This is a genomic window from Pseudomonas californiensis, from assembly GCF_021147775.1.
GTDB lineage: Bacteria > Pseudomonadota > Gammaproteobacteria > Pseudomonadales > Pseudomonadaceae > Aquipseudomonas > Aquipseudomonas californiensis.
In genome coordinates this window covers 1-17,153 of record NZ_JAGTPK010000055.1, presented here as the reverse complement: position 1 = coordinate 17,153, position 17,153 = coordinate 1, and the positions used below count along the sequence as shown (strand labels likewise).

At 56.4% G+C, this 17,153-nt stretch carries 20 protein-coding genes and 1 tRNA gene; 2 read left to right on the top strand and 19 right to left on the bottom strand.

What is annotated here, in order from left to right; all coding sequences use genetic code 11:
* The 15 genes from KDX37_RS27415 to KDX37_RS27345 form a co-directional block, all read right to left on the bottom strand.
* A partial coding sequence (locus KDX37_RS27415) for a DUF927 domain-containing protein (RefSeq protein ID WP_231656358.1) occupies positions 1-1,140 on the bottom strand: 1,140 nt, incomplete at its 3' end.
* Positions 1,137-1,421 carry a hypothetical protein gene (locus KDX37_RS27410; protein WP_231656357.1) on the bottom strand — a complete coding sequence of 95 codons (285 nt, stop codon included), beginning with the start codon at positions 1,419-1,421 and terminating at the stop codon, positions 1,137-1,139. The genes KDX37_RS27410 and KDX37_RS27415, both read right to left, overlap by 4 nt.
* Positions 1,422-1,483: 62 nt before the next feature.
* Positions 1,484-1,813 (bottom strand): hypothetical protein, encoded by a 330-nt coding sequence (locus KDX37_RS27405; RefSeq protein ID WP_231656356.1) that lies wholly within the window; start codon positions 1,811-1,813, stop codon positions 1,484-1,486.
* Positions 1,810-2,094: a hypothetical protein gene (locus KDX37_RS27400; protein ID WP_231656355.1), complete on the bottom strand. Its 285-nt coding sequence runs from the start codon at positions 2,092-2,094 to the stop codon at positions 1,810-1,812. Before KDX37_RS27400 ends, KDX37_RS27405 begins: the two co-directional genes overlap by 4 nt.
* A gap of 23 nt (positions 2,095-2,117) precedes the next feature.
* Positions 2,118-2,327: a hypothetical protein gene (locus tag KDX37_RS27395; RefSeq protein ID WP_231656354.1), complete on the bottom strand. Its 210-nt coding sequence runs from the start codon at positions 2,325-2,327 to the stop codon at positions 2,118-2,120.
* Positions 2,324-2,680, bottom strand: coding sequence for a hypothetical protein (locus KDX37_RS27390; protein WP_231656353.1), 357 nt, complete (start codon positions 2,678-2,680; stop codon positions 2,324-2,326). The genes KDX37_RS27395 and KDX37_RS27390 overlap by 4 nt, the downstream gene beginning before the upstream one ends.
* Complete coding sequence (locus KDX37_RS27385) at positions 2,677-2,982, bottom strand: hypothetical protein (protein ID WP_231656352.1); 306 nt, start codon at positions 2,980-2,982, stop codon at positions 2,677-2,679. Before KDX37_RS27385 ends, KDX37_RS27390 begins: the two co-directional genes overlap by 4 nt.
* Positions 2,979-3,140: a hypothetical protein gene (locus KDX37_RS27380; RefSeq protein ID WP_231656351.1), complete on the bottom strand. Its 162-nt coding sequence runs from the start codon at positions 3,138-3,140 to the stop codon at positions 2,979-2,981. Before KDX37_RS27380 ends, KDX37_RS27385 begins: the two co-directional genes overlap by 4 nt.
* Before the next feature lie 462 nt (positions 3,141-3,602).
* Complete coding sequence (locus KDX37_RS27375; protein WP_231656350.1) at positions 3,603-4,256, bottom strand: KilA-N domain-containing protein; 654 nt, start codon at positions 4,254-4,256, stop codon at positions 3,603-3,605.
* Positions 4,253-4,537, bottom strand: coding sequence for a helix-turn-helix domain-containing protein (locus tag KDX37_RS27370; RefSeq protein WP_231656349.1), 285 nt, complete (start codon positions 4,535-4,537; stop codon positions 4,253-4,255). The genes KDX37_RS27375 and KDX37_RS27370 overlap by 4 nt, the downstream gene beginning before the upstream one ends.
* 4 nt (positions 4,538-4,541) lie before the next feature.
* Entirely contained in the window at positions 4,542-5,174 is a 633-nt protein-coding gene (locus KDX37_RS27365) for a hypothetical protein (RefSeq protein WP_231656348.1), read from the bottom strand.
* The gene (locus KDX37_RS27360) at positions 5,171-5,437 is read right to left on the bottom strand and encodes a helix-turn-helix transcriptional regulator (RefSeq protein ID WP_231656347.1); all 267 of its coding nucleotides are present in this window, start codon (positions 5,435-5,437) and stop codon (positions 5,171-5,173) included. The genes KDX37_RS27365 and KDX37_RS27360 overlap by 4 nt, the downstream gene beginning before the upstream one ends.
* Before the next feature lie 114 nt (positions 5,438-5,551).
* Entirely contained in the window at positions 5,552-6,448 is an 897-nt protein-coding gene (locus KDX37_RS27355; RefSeq protein ID WP_231656346.1) for a DUF6387 family protein, read from the bottom strand.
* A gap of 138 nt (positions 6,449-6,586) precedes the next feature.
* Positions 6,587-7,828 (bottom strand): tyrosine-type recombinase/integrase, encoded by a 1,242-nt coding sequence (locus tag KDX37_RS27350; RefSeq protein WP_231656345.1) that lies wholly within the window; start codon positions 7,826-7,828, stop codon positions 6,587-6,589.
* A gap of 167 nt (positions 7,829-7,995) precedes the next feature.
* Positions 7,996-8,072: transfer RNA gene (locus KDX37_RS27345), tRNA-Met, on the bottom strand.
* Between the two features lie 566 nt (positions 8,073-8,638).
* Between KDX37_RS27345 and KDX37_RS27340 the strand changes: the two genes are divergently transcribed.
* Together KDX37_RS27340 and KDX37_RS27335 are read left to right on the top strand one after the other, a co-directional pair.
* Positions 8,639-10,696, top strand: a complete 2,058-nt coding sequence (locus KDX37_RS27340) for a methyl-accepting chemotaxis protein (protein WP_231656344.1) — start codon at positions 8,639-8,641, stop codon at positions 10,694-10,696.
* A 299-nt stretch (positions 10,697-10,995) separates the two neighbouring features.
* Positions 10,996-11,895: a glycosyltransferase family 2 protein gene (locus KDX37_RS27335; RefSeq protein WP_406643433.1), complete on the top strand. Its 900-nt coding sequence runs from the start codon at positions 10,996-10,998 to the stop codon at positions 11,893-11,895.
* A 16-nt stretch (positions 11,896-11,911) separates the two neighbouring features.
* On the opposite strand, the gene KDX37_RS27330 is transcribed toward KDX37_RS27335, so the two are convergent.
* The 4 genes from KDX37_RS27330 to KDX37_RS27310 form a co-directional block, all read right to left on the bottom strand.
* A complete protein-coding gene (locus KDX37_RS27330; RefSeq protein WP_319941723.1) occupies positions 11,912-12,736 on the bottom strand; it encodes a glycosyltransferase in 825 nt (274 codons plus the stop codon).
* 125 nt (positions 12,737-12,861) lie between these two features.
* Entirely contained in the window at positions 12,862-13,752 is an 891-nt protein-coding gene (rfbA, locus tag KDX37_RS27325; protein WP_231656343.1) for a glucose-1-phosphate thymidylyltransferase RfbA, read from the bottom strand.
* Positions 13,749-14,654 carry a dTDP-4-dehydrorhamnose reductase gene (gene rfbD, locus KDX37_RS27320; protein ID WP_231656342.1) on the bottom strand — a complete coding sequence of 302 codons (906 nt, stop codon included), beginning with the start codon at positions 14,652-14,654 and terminating at the stop codon, positions 13,749-13,751. The genes rfbA and rfbD overlap by 4 nt, the downstream gene beginning before the upstream one ends.
* Positions 14,655-16,207: 1,553 nt before the next feature.
* On the bottom strand, positions 16,208-17,153 hold a 946-nt coding region (locus tag KDX37_RS27310), incomplete at its 5' end, for an XcyI family restriction endonuclease (RefSeq protein WP_264759411.1).

Below are 17,153 nucleotides of genomic sequence, written 5' to 3'. Positions count from 1 at the left end.
GCTGTCGCCGACTAGGTGAACACCACCACCCAGCACACCCACCAGACTCAGCAGAGGGCCAGCCAGTGCGCAGCCGATCGCCAGTGTCAGTACCGGATTACCTTCGCACTTGGCTGCCACCTCGGTTTTCCAGGCGTCCAGCTCGCCGCGCCGACTGAACAGTACCTGCGCCTTGTTGCTGGCCTGATACCGCACCTTGGCATTCCCCAGCGTTCGGCCGGGCAGCACGAACGCCCCCGACTCATGCCAGCCAGGGCGGCTGGTGGTGGCGAACATCTCTTCCGGGCGCTGGTCGAGCAGGTACTCCATGAACGTTCCGCGCTTTTTGAGCGCAATAATGACGCCCATGCCGAACAACGCGCGCCGTGCATCCTCGCCGCTGCCGCCGAATACTTCCATGGCGATGATCCATTCCTTGATACCGCCCTCGGTAGCCAAGCGGAGCAGACGGCCCTCGCTGCCGTCGTCACTGTTGGTCGTCCGGGCAACGACCGTCACCGGGGTGGAAATCCACTCGTCGGTGATAGGCCGGTCACTGGCATCATCTTCGTTCTCTTCCTCGTCGGCACCGCCACGCTTGAAGCCGTGCCAGTAGACGCCTGGGCGCAGACGCCGGCCTTTCTCGTTGATCACCCATTGCTCATGGACTGCCCAGCACGGCCGGTCTGGTGTGATGCGCTGGCCCCGATCAACCTCAAACCCGGCCAACTCGTCGCAGATCTCGCGCTCGCGCCTTACCGCATCTTGCAACTGCTCTGAGTCGATTTCGCTCAGGTCTTCACCGCGCTCAAGCTGAGCGAGGGCGATTTGCTGAATGATCCGCGCATGCTCCCTCCCGCTCTCCAGCGCCTTACGCCGATATTCGGAGCGATCTGCTGCTGTCAGGCGTCCTGGGAACAAGTCCTTGAACTCCAGGCCGATTGAGGCGAGAACATCCTCGGATGAGCAGCCTGCAAAGCAATGAATCAATGCCCGGCCATCGTCGGTGCTGGACACGCTCAAGGAGGGGGACTTATCAGTGTGCGCCGGGCATTTCGCGATGTAACGATTCTTGCCTGACGGCTTTACGCCATCCAGCCGTTGAAGAATCCGGCTAGCCGGGTCATCGCCAACCACGGACAGTTTCGGCTTGGGTTTCATAGCAGTTGCTCCCGAACTGGTACTGCTGCAAACGCCTGCATGACATGACCGTTATTGATCGCGTGCCAGTAGATGAACTCGTCGACTGCTCCGGCCGGACGAGCCTCTACGGTCGCGTCAGGACTGCGCATCACAACTCGTCCGCACTCGGCGTCTTCCGCAGTCAGGAAAGGCCCCAGCAGCGGCTTGGGCGCTTTCGGATGAACTACGTAAAACAGCTCGTTGGCTTTTTTCGGGTAAGCCGATACCGTCGACGCAATTGCATCGTTTTGAAAATTCATGCTGTTAAACCTCTATCTGGCCGACGTTTTGCTGTAGCCGTGCATAACTAAAATTTTCGCGGTCACCGGGGCTGCTCGAGTAAAAGTTGGTACTGCGCTTTGTAGGTTTCGTGGTCGATCACGCTGCAGTTGAATAGCGCCTGCAGGTGGCCGATGGCTTCCCCCTCCCGCTTAAGTGCGAGCAGATCACCAGCTTTTGAGGCCTTAACCGCATTCTTGACTGTCTTTTTCACCATCCGCTCGCCGGTCCAGTAAACGTCAAGCCTGGATGGATCGCTGAAATCGATGTCCGCAGCGCCCAGTGCGCGATAGCGCAGGCCGTACAGCGCCAGTTCGGCAAGCTGCTCAATGTTCAACCCGTGGAGCGCCGGATGCTCGGCGTAGAGGTTCATTTGGCACCAGCCTTTGCCTGACGTCTCAGCGTGGCGTCCGTGGCGTGAGCCGAAACCCCTGCCACGTCACTGATCAGTTCGCCGATGCTTTCCAGCATCCAGCCGACATTGGTCACTACATCCTGGCTCAGGCCCAACTCTTTGTTTGATGCCGAACAGGCGAGCAGATTGCCGATACCTGATACCCCGCGCGCAAGGGCTAAAAGTCGGTCATCGGTTGCACTGATCACGGCTTCGAGATCCTCGGCATTCATGGCAGTGATTTCATCTCGCCTGATCATGAGGTCACACCAGTTCATCGCTTTCATTGATCACCCCCACCAACTACGTGAATTTCCGTAATTAGCAGATCGGCCCAAGCCATGGCTGTGTGCTGGGCCATGACGGCGATCACTTTGGCCGCGAGTGGCGTAGTGGTCGGGCTGGCGATTACTGCAGAGGCGAGCGCCAGCAGAGTTAGGATTTCCCTGAGGTCTTTAACCCGCTCTGAGTTGATATCGGTATGAGAAATCATTGGACGTCACCGTGCACGCCACGATTTGCGGATTGCGCCCTAGCCATGTTGTCCAGCTTGTAATCAGCAGCACAGCGCTCGTCGTGAAGCTTCCGCATGAGACCTGCCAACTCTTTGATAAGCCAACCAATGCCCATGACGCACTCGGCTGACATTTCGCCATTCTCTGCAAGGCCCATCATTTCGCCGATGGCTTCAATACCTGAGGTCACGCAGTTCACGGTCTCTTCTGAAGCCTGCTTGATGCGCTCGAGTTGTGTTACTTGATCGCTCGTTAGTTTGAGCTTTGAGGATTCTGCCGGGAATTCGCTATCGACATTTACGATCAATTCGCTAAGGGAAGGAATGCTCATTGGCTTGCCTCCGCATCATCACGCAGGCTGTAACGCACCGACTGAACCAGCGCGGCAGCAGTGCTAGCAAGGAGGCCAAGGGCTCGAAGCTCCACACAGGTGACAGGGTCTTCGCCGTCATTGATTGCAACGTCGAGACGAGCGCAGAGATGCTCTACGCCAAGAGCCAGATCGGCGGCCATGGCCAGGCCCTCACCAGCATCGCCGCCCTGAATCACTTGGACCAGGTGATTCGTATCGTCGCGCGCGCCGAACTTGATGGATTGCAGCGGTGGCAGTGCTTTGTTTTTCAAGGCGATCACTGGGCACCGCCTTGAGCTTCAAGGGCTCTGGCGCGGTCCATGTGGGAGTTGTAACGGTTGAGTCGTACAGCCAGGGATGAGTTTGCGCGGAGAGCGCTCAAGGCCATGCGGCGGTGAGCAAGTGCGCGAAGTGCGGACAGATTCAGGGCGTGTTTCATGGGGGTTGCTCCTCGATTTGGGGAGCTGCCACGGTTCGCCGTCAAACGAATTAGGGTGGCAGCTGTGCGCGGGTTGACGGACAGGGAATCAAGGAAACCTGCGCACCCGAGGGTGCCCCACGCACAGCCGCCATTACACGAGACTGGACACGCAAAAAAAGCGCTCGCAGTCGTGATCTGGGCGCTGTTGCGCCTTGAATTCGTCAGGCCGTCAAACCCGGTCGCTGAATTTGCAGCGACGGGCAGACCATACCGAGCATCACGATTGCTTGCAATCTCTGTTATCGACCGCTGGTCGTTAATCGTGAAGGTCAATGTCATTTCGATACGCCCCTTCAGTAAGCAGCGCTCCGGCACTTGTATCGGTGCCGGGCGGACGCACCCCGGCGATTTTGCTTGGTGTTACCTGTGACACAGCGAGAACAACAGCTAGGCCGATGCAGTAGAGCCAGTCGAATGGATTCACGCGGCACCCCGCAATTGCTTGGTGCGCAGCGCTTGAACATACGTATTCAACGCCTGCTTGCGGGTCGCATAATCCTTGCCCTGGCCGATCAGCAGCACATCCCGGTTTTCCACCAGCATGATCAGCTCCAGCTCTGGCTGAGTCAGTTGGTCCCGGTTGCGGCCGGCGAACTGCCCGGTGATCACCTCATTGATGAGGCGGGCCTCGTTCATGAAGTGATGCGGCTTCGTGGCCTTGCCAGCGGCCTCGTGAGTGATCGACAAGGCATCGCACAGGCTTCGGTAGCCCATGGCTGCCTGTCGCCGTGCAATGGCCATTGTGTTGAGTTCGCCCCGGATCAGCGTATCGATCTGCTCGTCGCACCAGATTTCAAAGTCCACATCGAGCCAGCGGGCAAACTTGACGCCCAGCTTTGGATGAATCCAGGTACCGCCACCACGATCGGCACGTGCACGACTGGTTTTTACATACGGGATTTCCCCGTATCTACGCTTCAGGCCATCAAGGTAGCGCTCGGTGTCCGGCAGGCGCATCCACTCGTATGGTTCCCTGCCGAACCGGGCCGCCGCAGCGGTAGCGTTGATCCAGCCATCAGCATTGAATGGGACGGCCTCGCCCTTGTAATCGATCTGCAGAATTTTGGCAGTCATGCGGCGGCCCTCGGCTCGGACATCAGCGTGTACAGGGCTACACCACGATGGGTGCGCCCCCATTCATCAGTGAGGACGATCCGAGCCGTATTGATCCGATATCCGGCGTTGCGCAGGTCGCAAATTCGAGCGCCTGGGCGGCAGATGTTCAGCTCACGCATGGCTGTAAACGTGTCGATGGAGCCTTGGCGAAGGCGATCAACAAACCGTTGGTTCTGAGCGTTTATGCTCGTGCTCTTGAGGCTGTCCTGCAGGCTGGGGCTGGTTCTCTTCTTGCTCATGAGGTCAGGCCCCCTGCATCGAGTCGATTCGGGAGCGGAGTACCTCGGTGCGCTCTGAAGCTGATACGCCGTCGGTGATCATCATGCGATCGACAATGCGCAGGTCTTCCAGCTCCTTGGCACTGACCTCGCCGGCGAATGCCTCTGTTACTTCTTGAGCTGGAATTGGCGCGGCTGCCTGGCTGGTCACGGCCGAGGGCAGATGCTTTTCAAGGAATGCAATCAGCGGAGTTTTGCGTGGCGGTACTTGCCTGCTGGCAATCCAGCGCGCGTAAGGCATCACCAACTCGACGTGGAGCCAAAACCCTGGGCCGTAATCGATCTCCCCCAGAAGATGCTCGCTACCAGCAAGCTTGGCACGACGGCCTACGTCGCCAGGCACGCGCTCAGCAATACCTAAGGCCTTCAGCGCCCGAAAAAAATCCGCCTGCTCTGCATTGACCGCACTCAGACCTAGCCACTTTTCAGGCAGCGGCGCGATACGCTGTATCAGTGAATGAGTGTCTGCAAGGATGAGAAAGCCTAAAGCAGAAAGCGGCTGTGCGGTGCTCTGCAATACAGACACGTTGACTAGCTTATGACGCATGGCCAAGGTGAACTGTCCCTCGTGAGTTACGTTTTCGATGTTTGCGTTCATGCTGCCACCTCGCGCATTGCAATGCGGGTGCGAACCCACGCCTGCACTTCGGCCAAAACCCAACCTACTGGAGCTCCACGCGCCTTGCTATTGCTAAGTGGTACCGGCTTTGGAAAGGTCGGATCGTCTTTGAGGCGTTTGTAAAATGTCGCGCGCTTGCACCCGGTTATAGCTTCCATTTCAGGAATGCGGATCAGCGTGGTGGCAGGGTCAAACTTCTGAATTGTTGCGCTTGCAGCTTCGATGCATTGAATGTTGTTCATGGCTACTTCCCGTTGTTTATGACTACGGGAGTACGTTAATGATTCGGGTTCTAATCGGCGTGCCGAGTATCTGCAGAGGTTTCCTTACGCAAAGTATCTCTGGGAGAAAGTTTTCTATTCCAACGACGGCAAGCCTCCGTAGCCGACAAAAGCCCTTAGCTTGGTTAGATCCCGCATTAATTGCGTTGCGTGAACCTCGGTCGTCGTCTTCACGTTATCGTGGGTTCTGTAGTGCCCTCCGTCATGCAGTGCACTTGCGTATGCCGGTCGTTTCACGACGGTATCTGTTTCCATAGCCCAAATGGCTAGGTCTATGTAGGGAAGAACTCCATATCTGGCATATCGATTCCATAGGGATTCGCGAGTTTTATCTACGCTCTCAGAATTCCTAGCTTTGCCTCGTGCGCCGACCTCATCTGCTGGCATGTCCTCATTCAAAAGAACCATGCTAGGTTCCTCCCGAGCTCGTGCGGCATCAAGCCATCGCTGAAATGCCGCTCTGAGAACCGCATCAGTAGCACCAAGATCGACCTGAATCACTGCATGTGGAGGCTTGCGGATGTCATAGAAGTCCATAACGATCGGCTGCCGCGAGAGACCCTCGTGCTGCGCATAGAACGCTTGAGGATTGCGAATAACTCGCCAACGCTGTGTTGCAAATTTGTCGCACCGCCCAAATCCTCGGGCGTCTCTGTCCCGGTCGGCCTGCTGCATAAGATCACGAACCATAAGGTCACGTATGGGCTGGGAGTCGGGAGCTCCAGTACCTGCTACTGGGACATGCTCCAAGGGACGCGCCCTCATTGCTTTAGCTTCTTTCCCAACGTGAATACGCCACAGTCGATCCTCATAGCTCGCTCCGAGCTTCTCTCCAAATGTGTACCCGGATAACAAAGCCTGGCGGCGATATAGTTGTTCATACCATTGAAGAGGGCTGAACGCCTTTGCATCTCGGTAGTTCTCGATTTTGAACCATGAGGGCGGAAAGCTCTTATCTACGTTCGCTGCCATTGCTACACCCTCCCAGGTGCTCCCGCGTAAATAAATTGGCTGGCCAGGCAGGTGGGAAGCCTGCTTTTCGCTCCGTCGAGCTAGGTCAGCCAAAAACGTTTTAATACGTGACACCATCTATCTTGGCGGTGTCAGTAATCAGGCCCTCTTGCCGAAGTCACCTTGAATAATGACGCCTCCGGCAAGCCCATCAAGGTGATCCGCATACCACTGCATCATGGTCGTGCGCTGCGCCAAGTACTGCGCCTTGTTGTAAACGCCACGGACACCCTGAGGCTTGTGGCTGAGCTGTGCCTCGATGTGGTCGGCCGGGAAGCCGTGTTCATTGAGTGCGGTGCTCGCAATATGGCGAAAACCGTGACCAGTCTGGCGGCCTTCATAGCCGATCCGACGCAGCGCCATCAGAAATACGGTGTCACTGCGCGTTTTGGTTCGGTCGCTGCGTCCGGGGAAGAGCAGGGGATACGCGCCGGTTATAGGGCGTAGCTCTTCCAACAACTCAATGGCCTGACGGCAAAGCGGCACTAAGTGCTCTCGACCTTTTTTGCGACCCTTGCGCTCAACCGGGATGGTCCACAGCTTCTTTTCCAGATCGAACTCGGACCACTGGGCTTCACGTAGCTCGCTGGGTCGCACCGCTAGCAGGGTGAGCAGGCGCAGGCCCAGCTGCACGTCTTTGGCATGCGGGTATGACTGGATCGCACGAAGAAGGGCAGGCAGCTCTTCTGCTGAGACGTGGGCGTAGTTTTCGGCTTTGCCGCTGGAGAGGAATTTGTGAACCCCTTCCAACGGGTTGTTCACGGCGCGGCCGGTCACTCGAGCCAGATCATAGACATCCTTGCAATAAGCGCGCACTCGGCTCATTTGCTCAAGAATGCCTTGTTGCTCCAAGCCCCGAAGTAGCTCCATCCACTCCATAGACAGGATGCCGGTGTACCGGCGCTGGCCGAAGGTGGGAAACACATGGCGTTCAAGTGCGCCCATGATCCGCTTGGCCGTGCCTGCGTCCCAGCCGCCGATGCGCGAGGCGTGCCATTCGCGGGCCAGTGTTTCGAATGTATCGTTTGCTGCCTGGGCTTCTGCTGCCTTGCGCGCCTGCTTTGTCACCATCGGGTTTCGGCCTTCGGCCGTATCGGCGCGAAGATCTGCAGCCTTTGCCCTGGCCGATGCACCGCTGACCTCGGGGTATCCGCCCAGCCCGAGCCAGGACCACTTGCCGTCTGCTTTCTTGTAGCGCAGTTGCCATGATTTCTGGCCGTCTGGCTTCACGCGGAAGTACAGGCCGTTGGCATCGAGTTCGCGGTATTCCTTCGAATCAGGCTCTAGCCCGGCCAAAGCCGTGTCGGAGAGGGGGCGGCGCTTGATTTCGGACCGTTTCACGGTTTGTATCCCTTCGGTTCAATTATTTTCGAAGGATACACGCTGGGATACACGGCGGGTAGATATAGGGGGATACAAGGAGAGATAGCCAGAAACAAGAAAGCCCGCACAAGGCGGGCTTCTTGGGGTTGTTTATAGACTGCTGTAGACGTCTGTAAACAGGTACTTGGTGGCTACACAGGGACTTGAACCCCGGACCCCAGCATTATGAATGCTATGCTCTAACCAACTGAGCTATGTAGCCAAGTGGCGCGCATTATTCGCGGAGAACGCATATGTGTCAAGCGTTGATGTGAAAAATAATTGCGTGCGATCAACCGGTTAGGCTCGCAGGCCCCGGATTCTGCCTTTTTAAGGTGCGTCGGCGGGGGTTACCGCGCCGATGATGCACCTCAACGTTCACTCCCTCCTTGTTTCCTCCAGTGACGTATCGGTCGGCCGATAACCCTGAGTGTGTGCTGATGAATGGCGTGAAGATCTCACTGGAAAATCAAACAGTCATTTTCGCGACGCTAAATGACAGCAGGCGGCCATCAAAGCCAGCAAAGCTGCTGTTCCGGCGGGTTGACTGTGTCGGGACTTCCAGTGATTCGGATACCGGTCCGCTTCTTGCTTAAGCCACACGCACACGTCGATCAGCGAGCGATTCGGCGCAAAAAATACGGGTGATCCCGCTTTTCGGTTGAACGAGAGGCGATGAGTATCGCCACTGATTCAATAACATGGCATTTTGCCGTTAGTGTTTTTTCGAGAAAAACATTCGGACAGGTCTGACCAGATCTGGCGAGTGTCCACGGGGAGTCGCAGGACATGAACAGTCTTTTGTCACCGGGCATGCGCCTGATGGGGCATTTTGGTTTTGCTCGCAAGTTTCAGGTCTTGTTCCTGTTGTTCATGTTGCCGCTGCTGGGCAGTGTGTGGGTCATCGCTCAGGATTATCGAAACAAGCTTGCCGTGATTGCCGGTGAGCAATCCGGCGTTCGGCAATTGCTGGCGCTCGATGATCTGAACATTGAGCTCTCTGCTCAGCGTGATCATGCTGCGCGCTGGAAGGCGGCCGATATTCTTCGTGAGCCAACGCCTGCTGCCAGGGAGGCGATGGCCAATGTCGATGCCGGTAATCCTCGAATCGCCAAGGCGTTGGAAAGCCTGAACGTGACGCTGACGCAGGAAAGCGCACCCGCTGACACCATGAACCGGCTCAAGACGCTCCAGGCGTCATTGGCTGGCATGGACACTGCCTCGTTGCGTACCGTTGGCTGGTGGCCTGATGGCTATGATCGCTTCACTACGGCATTGGGCAATGTCCAGGCGCTGCGTGAGCAGATCGCAATGGACAGTGGCCTGATCCTCGATCCGTGGCTCGAAACGTACATGCTGATGCAGCTCTCGACACAACAGGTCCCGGACCTCATCGAGCGTATCGGCCGTATGTCCAGCATTGGCCAGACCTCCGTTGCCTCGGGCCAGTTCAGCTTGCAGAGCCGTCTGCAGACACGTGACCTGCGCAGTCGTATCGATGACGCGAAGGAGCAGATGCACAAGGCCGGCACTCTGCTGCTGTCCAAGCTTCCACCGCAGATGCAGCCGTGGGCTGATCAGTACGCAGCGGTTTCGAAAGTACTGGATGCCGAGTTGAAAGTGATGGATGACGGCGTTTTCGGCGGCACCATCAAGCTCAAGCCAGAAGAGTTCGAACGCAGCATCGACACGATGACCAAGACCACGGCCGACTTCCGTACACAGACGCTGAACGCGTTGTATGACCGGCTCGATTATTACCATGACTCCTCCAACATGGAGTTCATCCCGTTGGCGGTGGTCTTCGGTGTGCTGATATTGCTGGCGATGTACCTGTTTGCCTGCCTGCAGTCGTCGATCCGCAGCAGTGCCAGTGGCATTACCACCCTTGCCGAGTCGCTGCGTGACGGCAATCTGTGTGTGGAAGTGCCTGTGCAGGGGCGTGACGAGCTTGCGGCGATCAGCCGGGCGCTCAACGTCGCTGTCGTGCAATTGCGCACCAGCCTGCTCGGCGTCAATCATGAAACGGTGCGGGTGGGCGAAGCGGTACTCACGCTCAACGCCCAATCGAGCGGGACGCTCAATGAAGTGGAGGATCAGCAACAGCAGATCAGCCAGATTGCCGCCGCTGCAACCGAGCTGGCCGCGACGTCGCAAGGTGTCGCCAGAAGTTGTGAACAGGCTTCGGAAAGCGCGCGACAGACCCGCATGATCGCCCAGCAGAGCAGCCAGGACAGCCAGCGCACCACCGACAGCATCCAGCAGCTCAATCAGCGTTTGACCGACACGGCGGCTGCACTGGGTCGGGTCAGTGAGCAGGGCCAGCAAATTCAGTCAGTGGTTGATGCTATCCGTGGCATTGCCGAACAGACCAACCTGCTGGCGCTCAATGCTGCCATCGAGGCCGCACGCGCAGGTGAGCAGGGCCGTGGCTTTGCCGTGGTTGCAGACGAAGTGCGCAGCCTGTCACAGCGCACGCAAGCCTCTACGGCGCAGATCGCCGGGACCGTCGACAGCTTGCGTTCAACGGTGACTCAGGCCGTGAACCTGATGGAAGCCGCGTGTGAGCAGGCCGTTAATGATGCCCGCTCCGTGACCGGGCTGGGTGAACGATTGGGCGAGATCGCCAGCGCTGTGCAAGGTGTGACTGACACGCTGGCGCAGATATCGACTGCGGTAGAAGAGCAGGCATCGACAGCCGATGAAGTCAGCAGCAACATCCAGCAGGTCGATCAAGCCGCAGGCCGTCTGCTGGAAGGCGCTCGAGCGGTCAATCGTGCCGCCGACACGCTCAGTCAGGGCAGCCGTGCACTGAACGACAATACTGCGCGCTTCCGGTTGGGTTGATCGGTCGCTGCACCCCCGTAAAGAACCAAGGCGGCTTGATGTCATCAAGCCGCCTTTTTTATTATTGCGTTGCCGCTGTCCAGGCCCATACAACAGCCTGTTCGACCAACGGCAACACTCTCTTACACCGGCGCTTACGGCGTTCAGAACCCGAGGCATACTGGCTGGCCTGCAGTGTTGAGGTTTCCAGAACGCAACCAGGCGAGAGCACCATGGCGGATGATGCCAAGCCGTTGATGGACTCACAGCGTCCCTTCGCGGGGACCGCCGTGAACGAGCTTCCACGTGTCGCGATCCTGATGTGCACCTATAACGGTGCGCGTTACCTTCAAGAGCAGCTTGACTCGTTTGAAGACCAGACTTTTCCTTGCTGGACCCTGTACGTCTCTGATGACGCATCAACCGATGGCACACGTGACATTCTGGTCGCGTGCCAGCGGCGCTGGGGCCAGGAGCGGCTGGTCATGTTCGATGGTCCGTGCGAGGGGTTCGCGCAAAACTTCATGTCACTGCTTCGCAGGCCAGAACTGCAGGGCAACTATTTCGCTTCCAGTGATCAGGACGACGTCTGGTTCAGCGAGAAGCTGGAGCGTGGCCTGTGCCGTCTTGAGCCCCTTGTTGCGCGTGTACCCGCGCTTTATTGCTCCAGAACGCGTCTGGTGGACGCTGAGCAACGTGTGTCGGGCATGGGCGCGCTGTTCTTGAGGCCGCCTTCCTTTCGGAACGCGCTGGTGCAGAGTCTCGCGGGTGCCAATACCATGCTGATCAACCAGGCTGCACGCAGCTTACTGTTGCAAGTGCCCGAGCGTGCTGCGCTGATTGCGCATGACTGGCTGGCGTATCTGCTGGTAACAGGTTGTGGCGGGACAGTCATTTACGACCCTGAGCCAAGCCTTGATTACCGTCAACACGCTGGCAACCTGATTGGCGCCAATGCCGGAACAAGCGACCGATTGAAACGGATGTACAAGCTGTTTTCCGGGCGCTTCGCACAATGGAATACCACCAATCTGGCCATTCTGCGTGCGTTGGAGCACCTGCTGACGGATGACAATCGGCGTGTGCTGCATCACTTCGACTGCGGTCGTGCGCAGGGTGTGTTTCGACGATTGCGGTCGCTGCGCAAGGCCGGAGTCTACCGGCAGACGCCGCAAGGCAATCTGAGCCTGTTTGTCGCAATCTGCCTGGGAAAAATCTGAGCGCTGACTCACAGAGTCAGCGTCTGATAACTGCTGCCAGGCAGGCGATGACAAACAGGAACTTGTCCCTGCGTCTTCTGCGGCATTGTGCGGCGTTCAAAATCAGGGCGAAGAACAGGAGGCGCCTGGAATGGACTGCTCTTTTTGCAAAAAGAGCGCTGCCGCCTGTGATCTGGTTGATCAGCAGTACCTGCTCGGGCCACCAGTTATCCACAATTCTGGCCAGCCCTGAGGTATGCGAGGCAATCCCCGTATTGGCGCTCAGCTGGTTATGGTCGTGCTGACGGTAGTCCAGGCCCGGCACAGGATCGATGAACCACTTGAAGTTTTGGCTGCGGGCAAACGCGTAGCAGTACCAGTCATGCAGGCTGATGCGCTGTATGGGCTCCCACTGGTCAGTCAGCGATGTCTTGAGCGCAGCAGCAAGCCGATGACTCATCACATACTTACAGCCCGGGCCAGCCGCTTCGAAGAGGTAATCCCCGCGAGCCTGCGCTTGCGCCTTGTCCAGTAACAGACGTCGACCGTCCGGCCAGAAGGCGATGACATTGCTGGAGTAGCCATCACACCCTTGCGTACGTAGGGTCGAGAGTGCGCGTTTCAGTTTGTCCGGATACCAGATGTCATCCTGATCTGAAAACGCAACGTAATCGAAGTCAGAGAAGTCGACGTCGCGAATCAACCGAAAGAAATTGTGTGCAGCGCCACCGAACGGGCCCGCAGGTGGCAGCAGGGTTGCCTGCGCATGCTGCTGCACGTACGCCGCGCACCATGCGGCGGTGTCGTCGGTCGAAGCATCGACACTGATGAATACACGGACGCAGACACTGGTCTGCATCACGATGGAATGAAGCTGTTATTCCAGCCACGACATGCCGTTATGTGCGGCCAGCAGCACGGCCACCTTGAGAGCGTCTGAACACATACGTTCGCGACCTTGCGGTGTGAATGTGTAAAGGCGGCTTCTTAAAACGATCCCAGATCCAGTAGTTTCTGTAGATATTGCCCGTAGCCGGTTTTTTTCAGTTTTTCAGCCTGCTCACCCAATTGCTGATCGGTGATCCAGCCCTGGCTGTAAGCGATTTCCTCCAGGCAAGCGACTTTCAACCCCTGGCGCTGCTCGATAGTGTGGACGAAGTGACTCGCCTCCAGCAGTGACTCATGGGTGCCGGTGTCGAGCCAGGCGAAACCCCGGCCCAGAAGCTCGACGTTCAGCTCTTTCTGCTCAAGGTAAGCGCTGTTCACATCGGTGATTTCAAGTTCGCCGCGGGCAGAAGGCTTGATGCGCTTTGCAATATCAACGACCTGGTTGTCGTAAAAATACAGCCCGGTGACCGCATAGTTCGATTTCGGCACTGCCGGTTTTTCTTCGATGCTCAACGCTCGTCCTGCCTCGTCGAATTCGATTACGCCAAAGCGCTGAGGGTCGGACACGTGGTACCCAAACACCGTCGCGCCGTTGGCACGTTGACTGGCCGAGCGCAGGTTGTCGGAGAAATGCTGACCGTAGAAAATATTATCGCCAAGAATCAGGCAGCACGGGTCTTTACCGATGAATGACTCGCCGAGCACAAAAGCCTGCGCCAAACCGTCCGGGCTGGGCTGTTCAATGTAAGACAGCGTAATGCCGTACTGGCTGCCATCGCCGAGCAATTTCCTAAAGCAGGGAAGGTCTTCTGGCGTAGAGATAATCAGAATTTCACGCATCCCGGCCAACATCAGCACCGACAACGGATAGAAAATCATCGGTTTGTCGTAGATCGGCAGCATCTGTTTGGACACGCCCAGCGTCAGCGGGTGCAGGCGTGTGCCTGATCCGCCCGCCAGAATGATCCCTTTGCGGTTGATTGAGGTCATTTGTTCAGGACTTCCGTGAGCATTCGAGTAACGCCACTTTGCCACCCCGGCAGATGCAGCGAGAAGTTGTTTCGCAGCTTTTCGGTGTTGAGGCGTGAATTCAGCGGACGCCCGGCGGGCGTCGGATATTCTGTCGTTGCGATGGGGTTTATGGTTTCGACTGCCAGAACTTCACCCTGAGCCCGCGCGAAATCAATGACATGCCTGGCGTAATCAAACCAAGACAGTTCACCCGCCGGAGCCAGGTGATAGATACCGCTGAGTTCGGGACGTACACGTGTCTGCTGCATGGCGATTGCGGTGACGTCGGCCAGTAGCTCTGCACCCGTGGGCGCACCGATCTGATCTGCAATGACATTAAGGGCAGGGCGGTCCTTGGCCAGCCTCAGCATGGTCTTGGCAAAGTTGTTGCCACGGGCGGCGTAGACCCAACTGGTGCGAAAGATCAGGTGCCTGCAGCCCGAGGCTACAATGAACTGTTCGCCTGCAAGCTTGGTGGCACCGTAATGATTGACCGGTGAAACCGCATCGGTTTCTTTCCAGGCGCTGCTTCCCGAGCCGTCGAAAACATAATCGGTCGAGTAGTGAATAAGGAGGGCGCCCAGCTCCTGTGCTTCTTCAGCCATGACCTGGCTGGCCAACGCGTTGACGGTATGCGCCAGCTCACGATCGGTTTCGGCCTTGTCGACCGCTGTATAGGCGGCTGCATTGACGATGACCTGAGGCTGAACACGGCGAATGGTGTCTCGCAAACCGGCGAGGTTGGCCAGGTCGCCCGAAAGCGGTCCCCATTCAGTCGACACGCTGTGGCGATCGAGTGCCACGACCTCGCCCAGCGCGGCCAGGGAGCGTTGCAGCTCCCAACCGACCTGACCGTTTTTTCCAAGCAGAAGAATTTTCATAGTGATTAGCGCGCTGTGCAGTTCTGGTCGATCCACGGTTTACAGCTCTCGCGTGAGCGTGAGAGGGCTGTTCGGGACTCTCGAAATATCTACTCAAGGTTTCAAGCCTGTCGAGTCGCAGCTTAGCCGATCAAGCTCGCATAACCGAATCAAGCCGACGATTTATTGCGGCTTTGCTTTGAGAAAGCGTCGATGACCAAGACCAGCTTAAGCAATTGGCTGGCCATGGTCATTGATTGCGCTGCACCTCTGTCACAGCTGGATTGGCCGTACGCAACCCATCCCATAAAGTCATGATCTGTGTCGTGGCAGTGTCTACGCGTTCGAAGGGCACTCCATCTAGGGCCAACACCGAAATTCCCAACATGAAGCTGTCGAACAGTCAGTCACTAAGCCATCGTATGGACGTTGTCGGGAACAGACCCCTGGCGGCCTGGGCGTTGATTTGATCGTTGCCTCGGCATGTCGTCGCAATCCTGCTACCCCTGAAAACGCAAAAGCCCCGCATCGCAAGGCGATAGCGGGGCTTAAAGGTGCAGCGTGAGGCGGTGTAGCGGTGTGGATCAGACGTTAATTACACGTTAAAGATATTTGTGAATGTTTTTTTTGATAAATTCCTTTGGTATCAATGTCTTGCGAAGTCGGGACGCTGAAATTTTTTAATTTTATTAAAAAAATACCCCCATTTATACCCCCGTCGTTTCTATATTCATTTGCTTCACGAAAACCAGCCATTCTACCGTCCCATCCCCTAAGGTGATCTGGTGATCCAGAAGCTTTTCCATGAGTGTTGAGCCCTCACCGACGTGACCCGGTGCCGAAATATCATTGACCCGAGCAGGCTACTCGCGAGACACCACCGGAGCTGACTTTATGTTTATTTAAAGGTGGATTAATCTGATGTCAGGACGTCGGTCACTTCTGCATCGGCGTTCTACGGAATGGTTGTGCTCCATCGACGCTGATTCGCCGTTTGTTGTTCAGGCTCCGAAAAGTCCAATGGAGCACGCGGCCTCGACTAACACCTTGAGCTCCGGGCATGCGACGTCGATCATATCAAGGGCAGGGTTGACAAGAAGCCCCGAGGTTCACAAGGCAAGTCGTAAGTCATAGCATCACAGGAGCGCCAAGCTTACGACGCCCTCAATGCTGGCCGCGTGTCGCAGTTGGCGCGCCGCCCGTAGTTTGGGTTTCACCGCGAAAAATTCTGTATAATCATGTATCTTCTTGACCGTCAGAGTTTGTAATGCACCTTCTAAACACTTACGACACTAAGGATGACGCTGACGATGCGGCTGTTACTCTAAAGGGGTCACTACGCGTAGCAAGCGAAAGGGATGATACCACTACTATTTACAATCTATTCGGTGAAGCCACATGGGCCAACTTGTATAGTTTGAAAATGTATAATCTAGTGAAACTGAAAGATCTGCTCGGACGTAGATCGCAGTGGACAGACTCCGAGCTGGAAGAGCATGGTCATATTCTCCAAGGGTTGGAAACGGTCGCCAAAAAGTATCAATTGACCATTCCATCCCACTGGAAGTAAAGCTCTACGAGGAAATGCCTACCATCGCGATGATGTTTTGCTTGAAGTCCTCATAAACTGCTCCTTTCCTTGACTGAAGCGCCTTCAGGGCATAGAAAACGTTAGTGGTCGGTGACTCTAACTTTGCTTTGTCAATGTCCAGCTTCGAGACATTAACGACTGTCCAACACTCACGATAGCCGTCTTTTTTTGCCTTCTGATGGCTTTTCTCAGCTTCGCCGATGCGGTTATGGATGTTCGACACATCTGTACCGCTCTTAACTTCAATTGCCAAAATTTTGCGTGAGGATTTGTCGGGCATTACTTCTCGAATGATGATGTCTGGATCTGCTGCAAACTCCACCCACACATCCCGACCGCTGGTGTTTCGAATTTCAATTGCCCCGCGTGTGGCGTTGATAATTGCAGGCTTAAGGATTTCTTCGATAACGTCAAAGACTTGCACGATGCCTTGCTGGCCAAGTTTATTGTTCACGCCTCCCCGCATCTGAGGTCCAACAGTTAGCAAGGTGAGGTCATCGAGGAGTCCAATGCTAAGATCTTTCGTCTTCAAGCTGCCCACGAGATGCGAGGCCGCATGACAAAGAGCAACGCAGAGCTCTTCCATTGTGACCCCAGAGCGCGGATTCAGGCGTCCACTAACTTCCATGCATTTCATAGAAGCCACGCCGAACTCCGAGCCATAAAACTCTTTTTGGCTATAGCCGAGGAGAAGGCGGTAGTAGCCGAGCAGATGCGGGTTCGCATGTAGAATTGCTGGGACTGCGAAGACAAGCTCTCCCCTTAATCCCCTAGCGGCAAGAGCTTTGAGGTCTTGCGCTGGAACGTATTCGGACAACTCTGCATCAATAGTGAACGAGCCCCATGAAAGACAGGACACCGTTCCCCCCTTAAGATAAGGGATAGGCAAACGGGTATGTTTATGACTAACAGCAACGATAAGGGTGGCG

What these genes read in the sequence shown, in the direction of transcription:
- KDX37_RS27410 (WP_231656357.1), bottom strand. Translation starts at nt 1,421, where the DNA reads ATGAATTTTCAAAACGATGCAATTGCGTCGACGGTATCGGCTTACCCG.
- KDX37_RS27405 (WP_231656356.1), bottom strand. Translation starts at nt 1,813, where the DNA reads ATGAACCTCTACGCCGAGCATCCGGCGCTCCACGGGTTGAACATTGAG.
- KDX37_RS27400 (WP_231656355.1), bottom strand. Translation starts at nt 2,094, where the DNA reads ATGATCAGGCGAGATGAAATCACTGCCATGAATGCCGAGGATCTCGAA.
- KDX37_RS27395 (WP_231656354.1), bottom strand. Translation starts at nt 2,327, where the DNA reads ATGATTTCTCATACCGATATCAACTCAGAGCGGGTTAAAGACCTCAGG.
- KDX37_RS27390 (WP_231656353.1), bottom strand. Translation starts at nt 2,680, where the DNA reads ATGAGCATTCCTTCCCTTAGCGAATTGATCGTAAATGTCGATAGCGAA.
- KDX37_RS27380 (WP_231656351.1), bottom strand. Translation starts at nt 3,140, where the DNA reads ATGAAACACGCCCTGAATCTGTCCGCACTTCGCGCACTTGCTCACCGC.
- KDX37_RS27375 (WP_231656350.1), bottom strand. Translation starts at nt 4,256, where the DNA reads ATGACTGCCAAAATTCTGCAGATCGATTACAAGGGCGAGGCCGTCCCA.
- KDX37_RS27370 (WP_231656349.1), bottom strand. Translation starts at nt 4,537, where the DNA reads ATGAGCAAGAAGAGAACCAGCCCCAGCCTGCAGGACAGCCTCAAGAGC.
- KDX37_RS27365 (WP_231656348.1), bottom strand. Translation starts at nt 5,174, where the DNA reads ATGAACGCAAACATCGAAAACGTAACTCACGAGGGACAGTTCACCTTG.
- KDX37_RS27360 (WP_231656347.1), bottom strand. Translation starts at nt 5,437, where the DNA reads ATGAACAACATTCAATGCATCGAAGCTGCAAGCGCAACAATTCAGAAG.
- KDX37_RS27355 (WP_231656346.1), bottom strand. Translation starts at nt 6,448, where the DNA reads ATGGCAGCGAACGTAGATAAGAGCTTTCCGCCCTCATGGTTCAAAATC.
- KDX37_RS27340 (WP_231656344.1), top strand. Translation starts at nt 8,639, where the DNA reads ATGAACAGTCTTTTGTCACCGGGCATGCGCCTGATGGGGCATTTTGGT.
- KDX37_RS27335 (WP_406643433.1), top strand. Translation starts at nt 10,996, where the DNA reads ATGTGCACCTATAACGGTGCGCGTTACCTTCAAGAGCAGCTTGACTCG.
- rfbA (WP_231656343.1), bottom strand. Translation starts at nt 13,752, where the DNA reads ATGACCTCAATCAACCGCAAAGGGATCATTCTGGCGGGCGGATCAGGC.
- rfbD (WP_231656342.1), bottom strand. Translation starts at nt 14,654, where the DNA reads ATGAAAATTCTTCTGCTTGGAAAAAACGGTCAGGTCGGTTGGGAGCTG.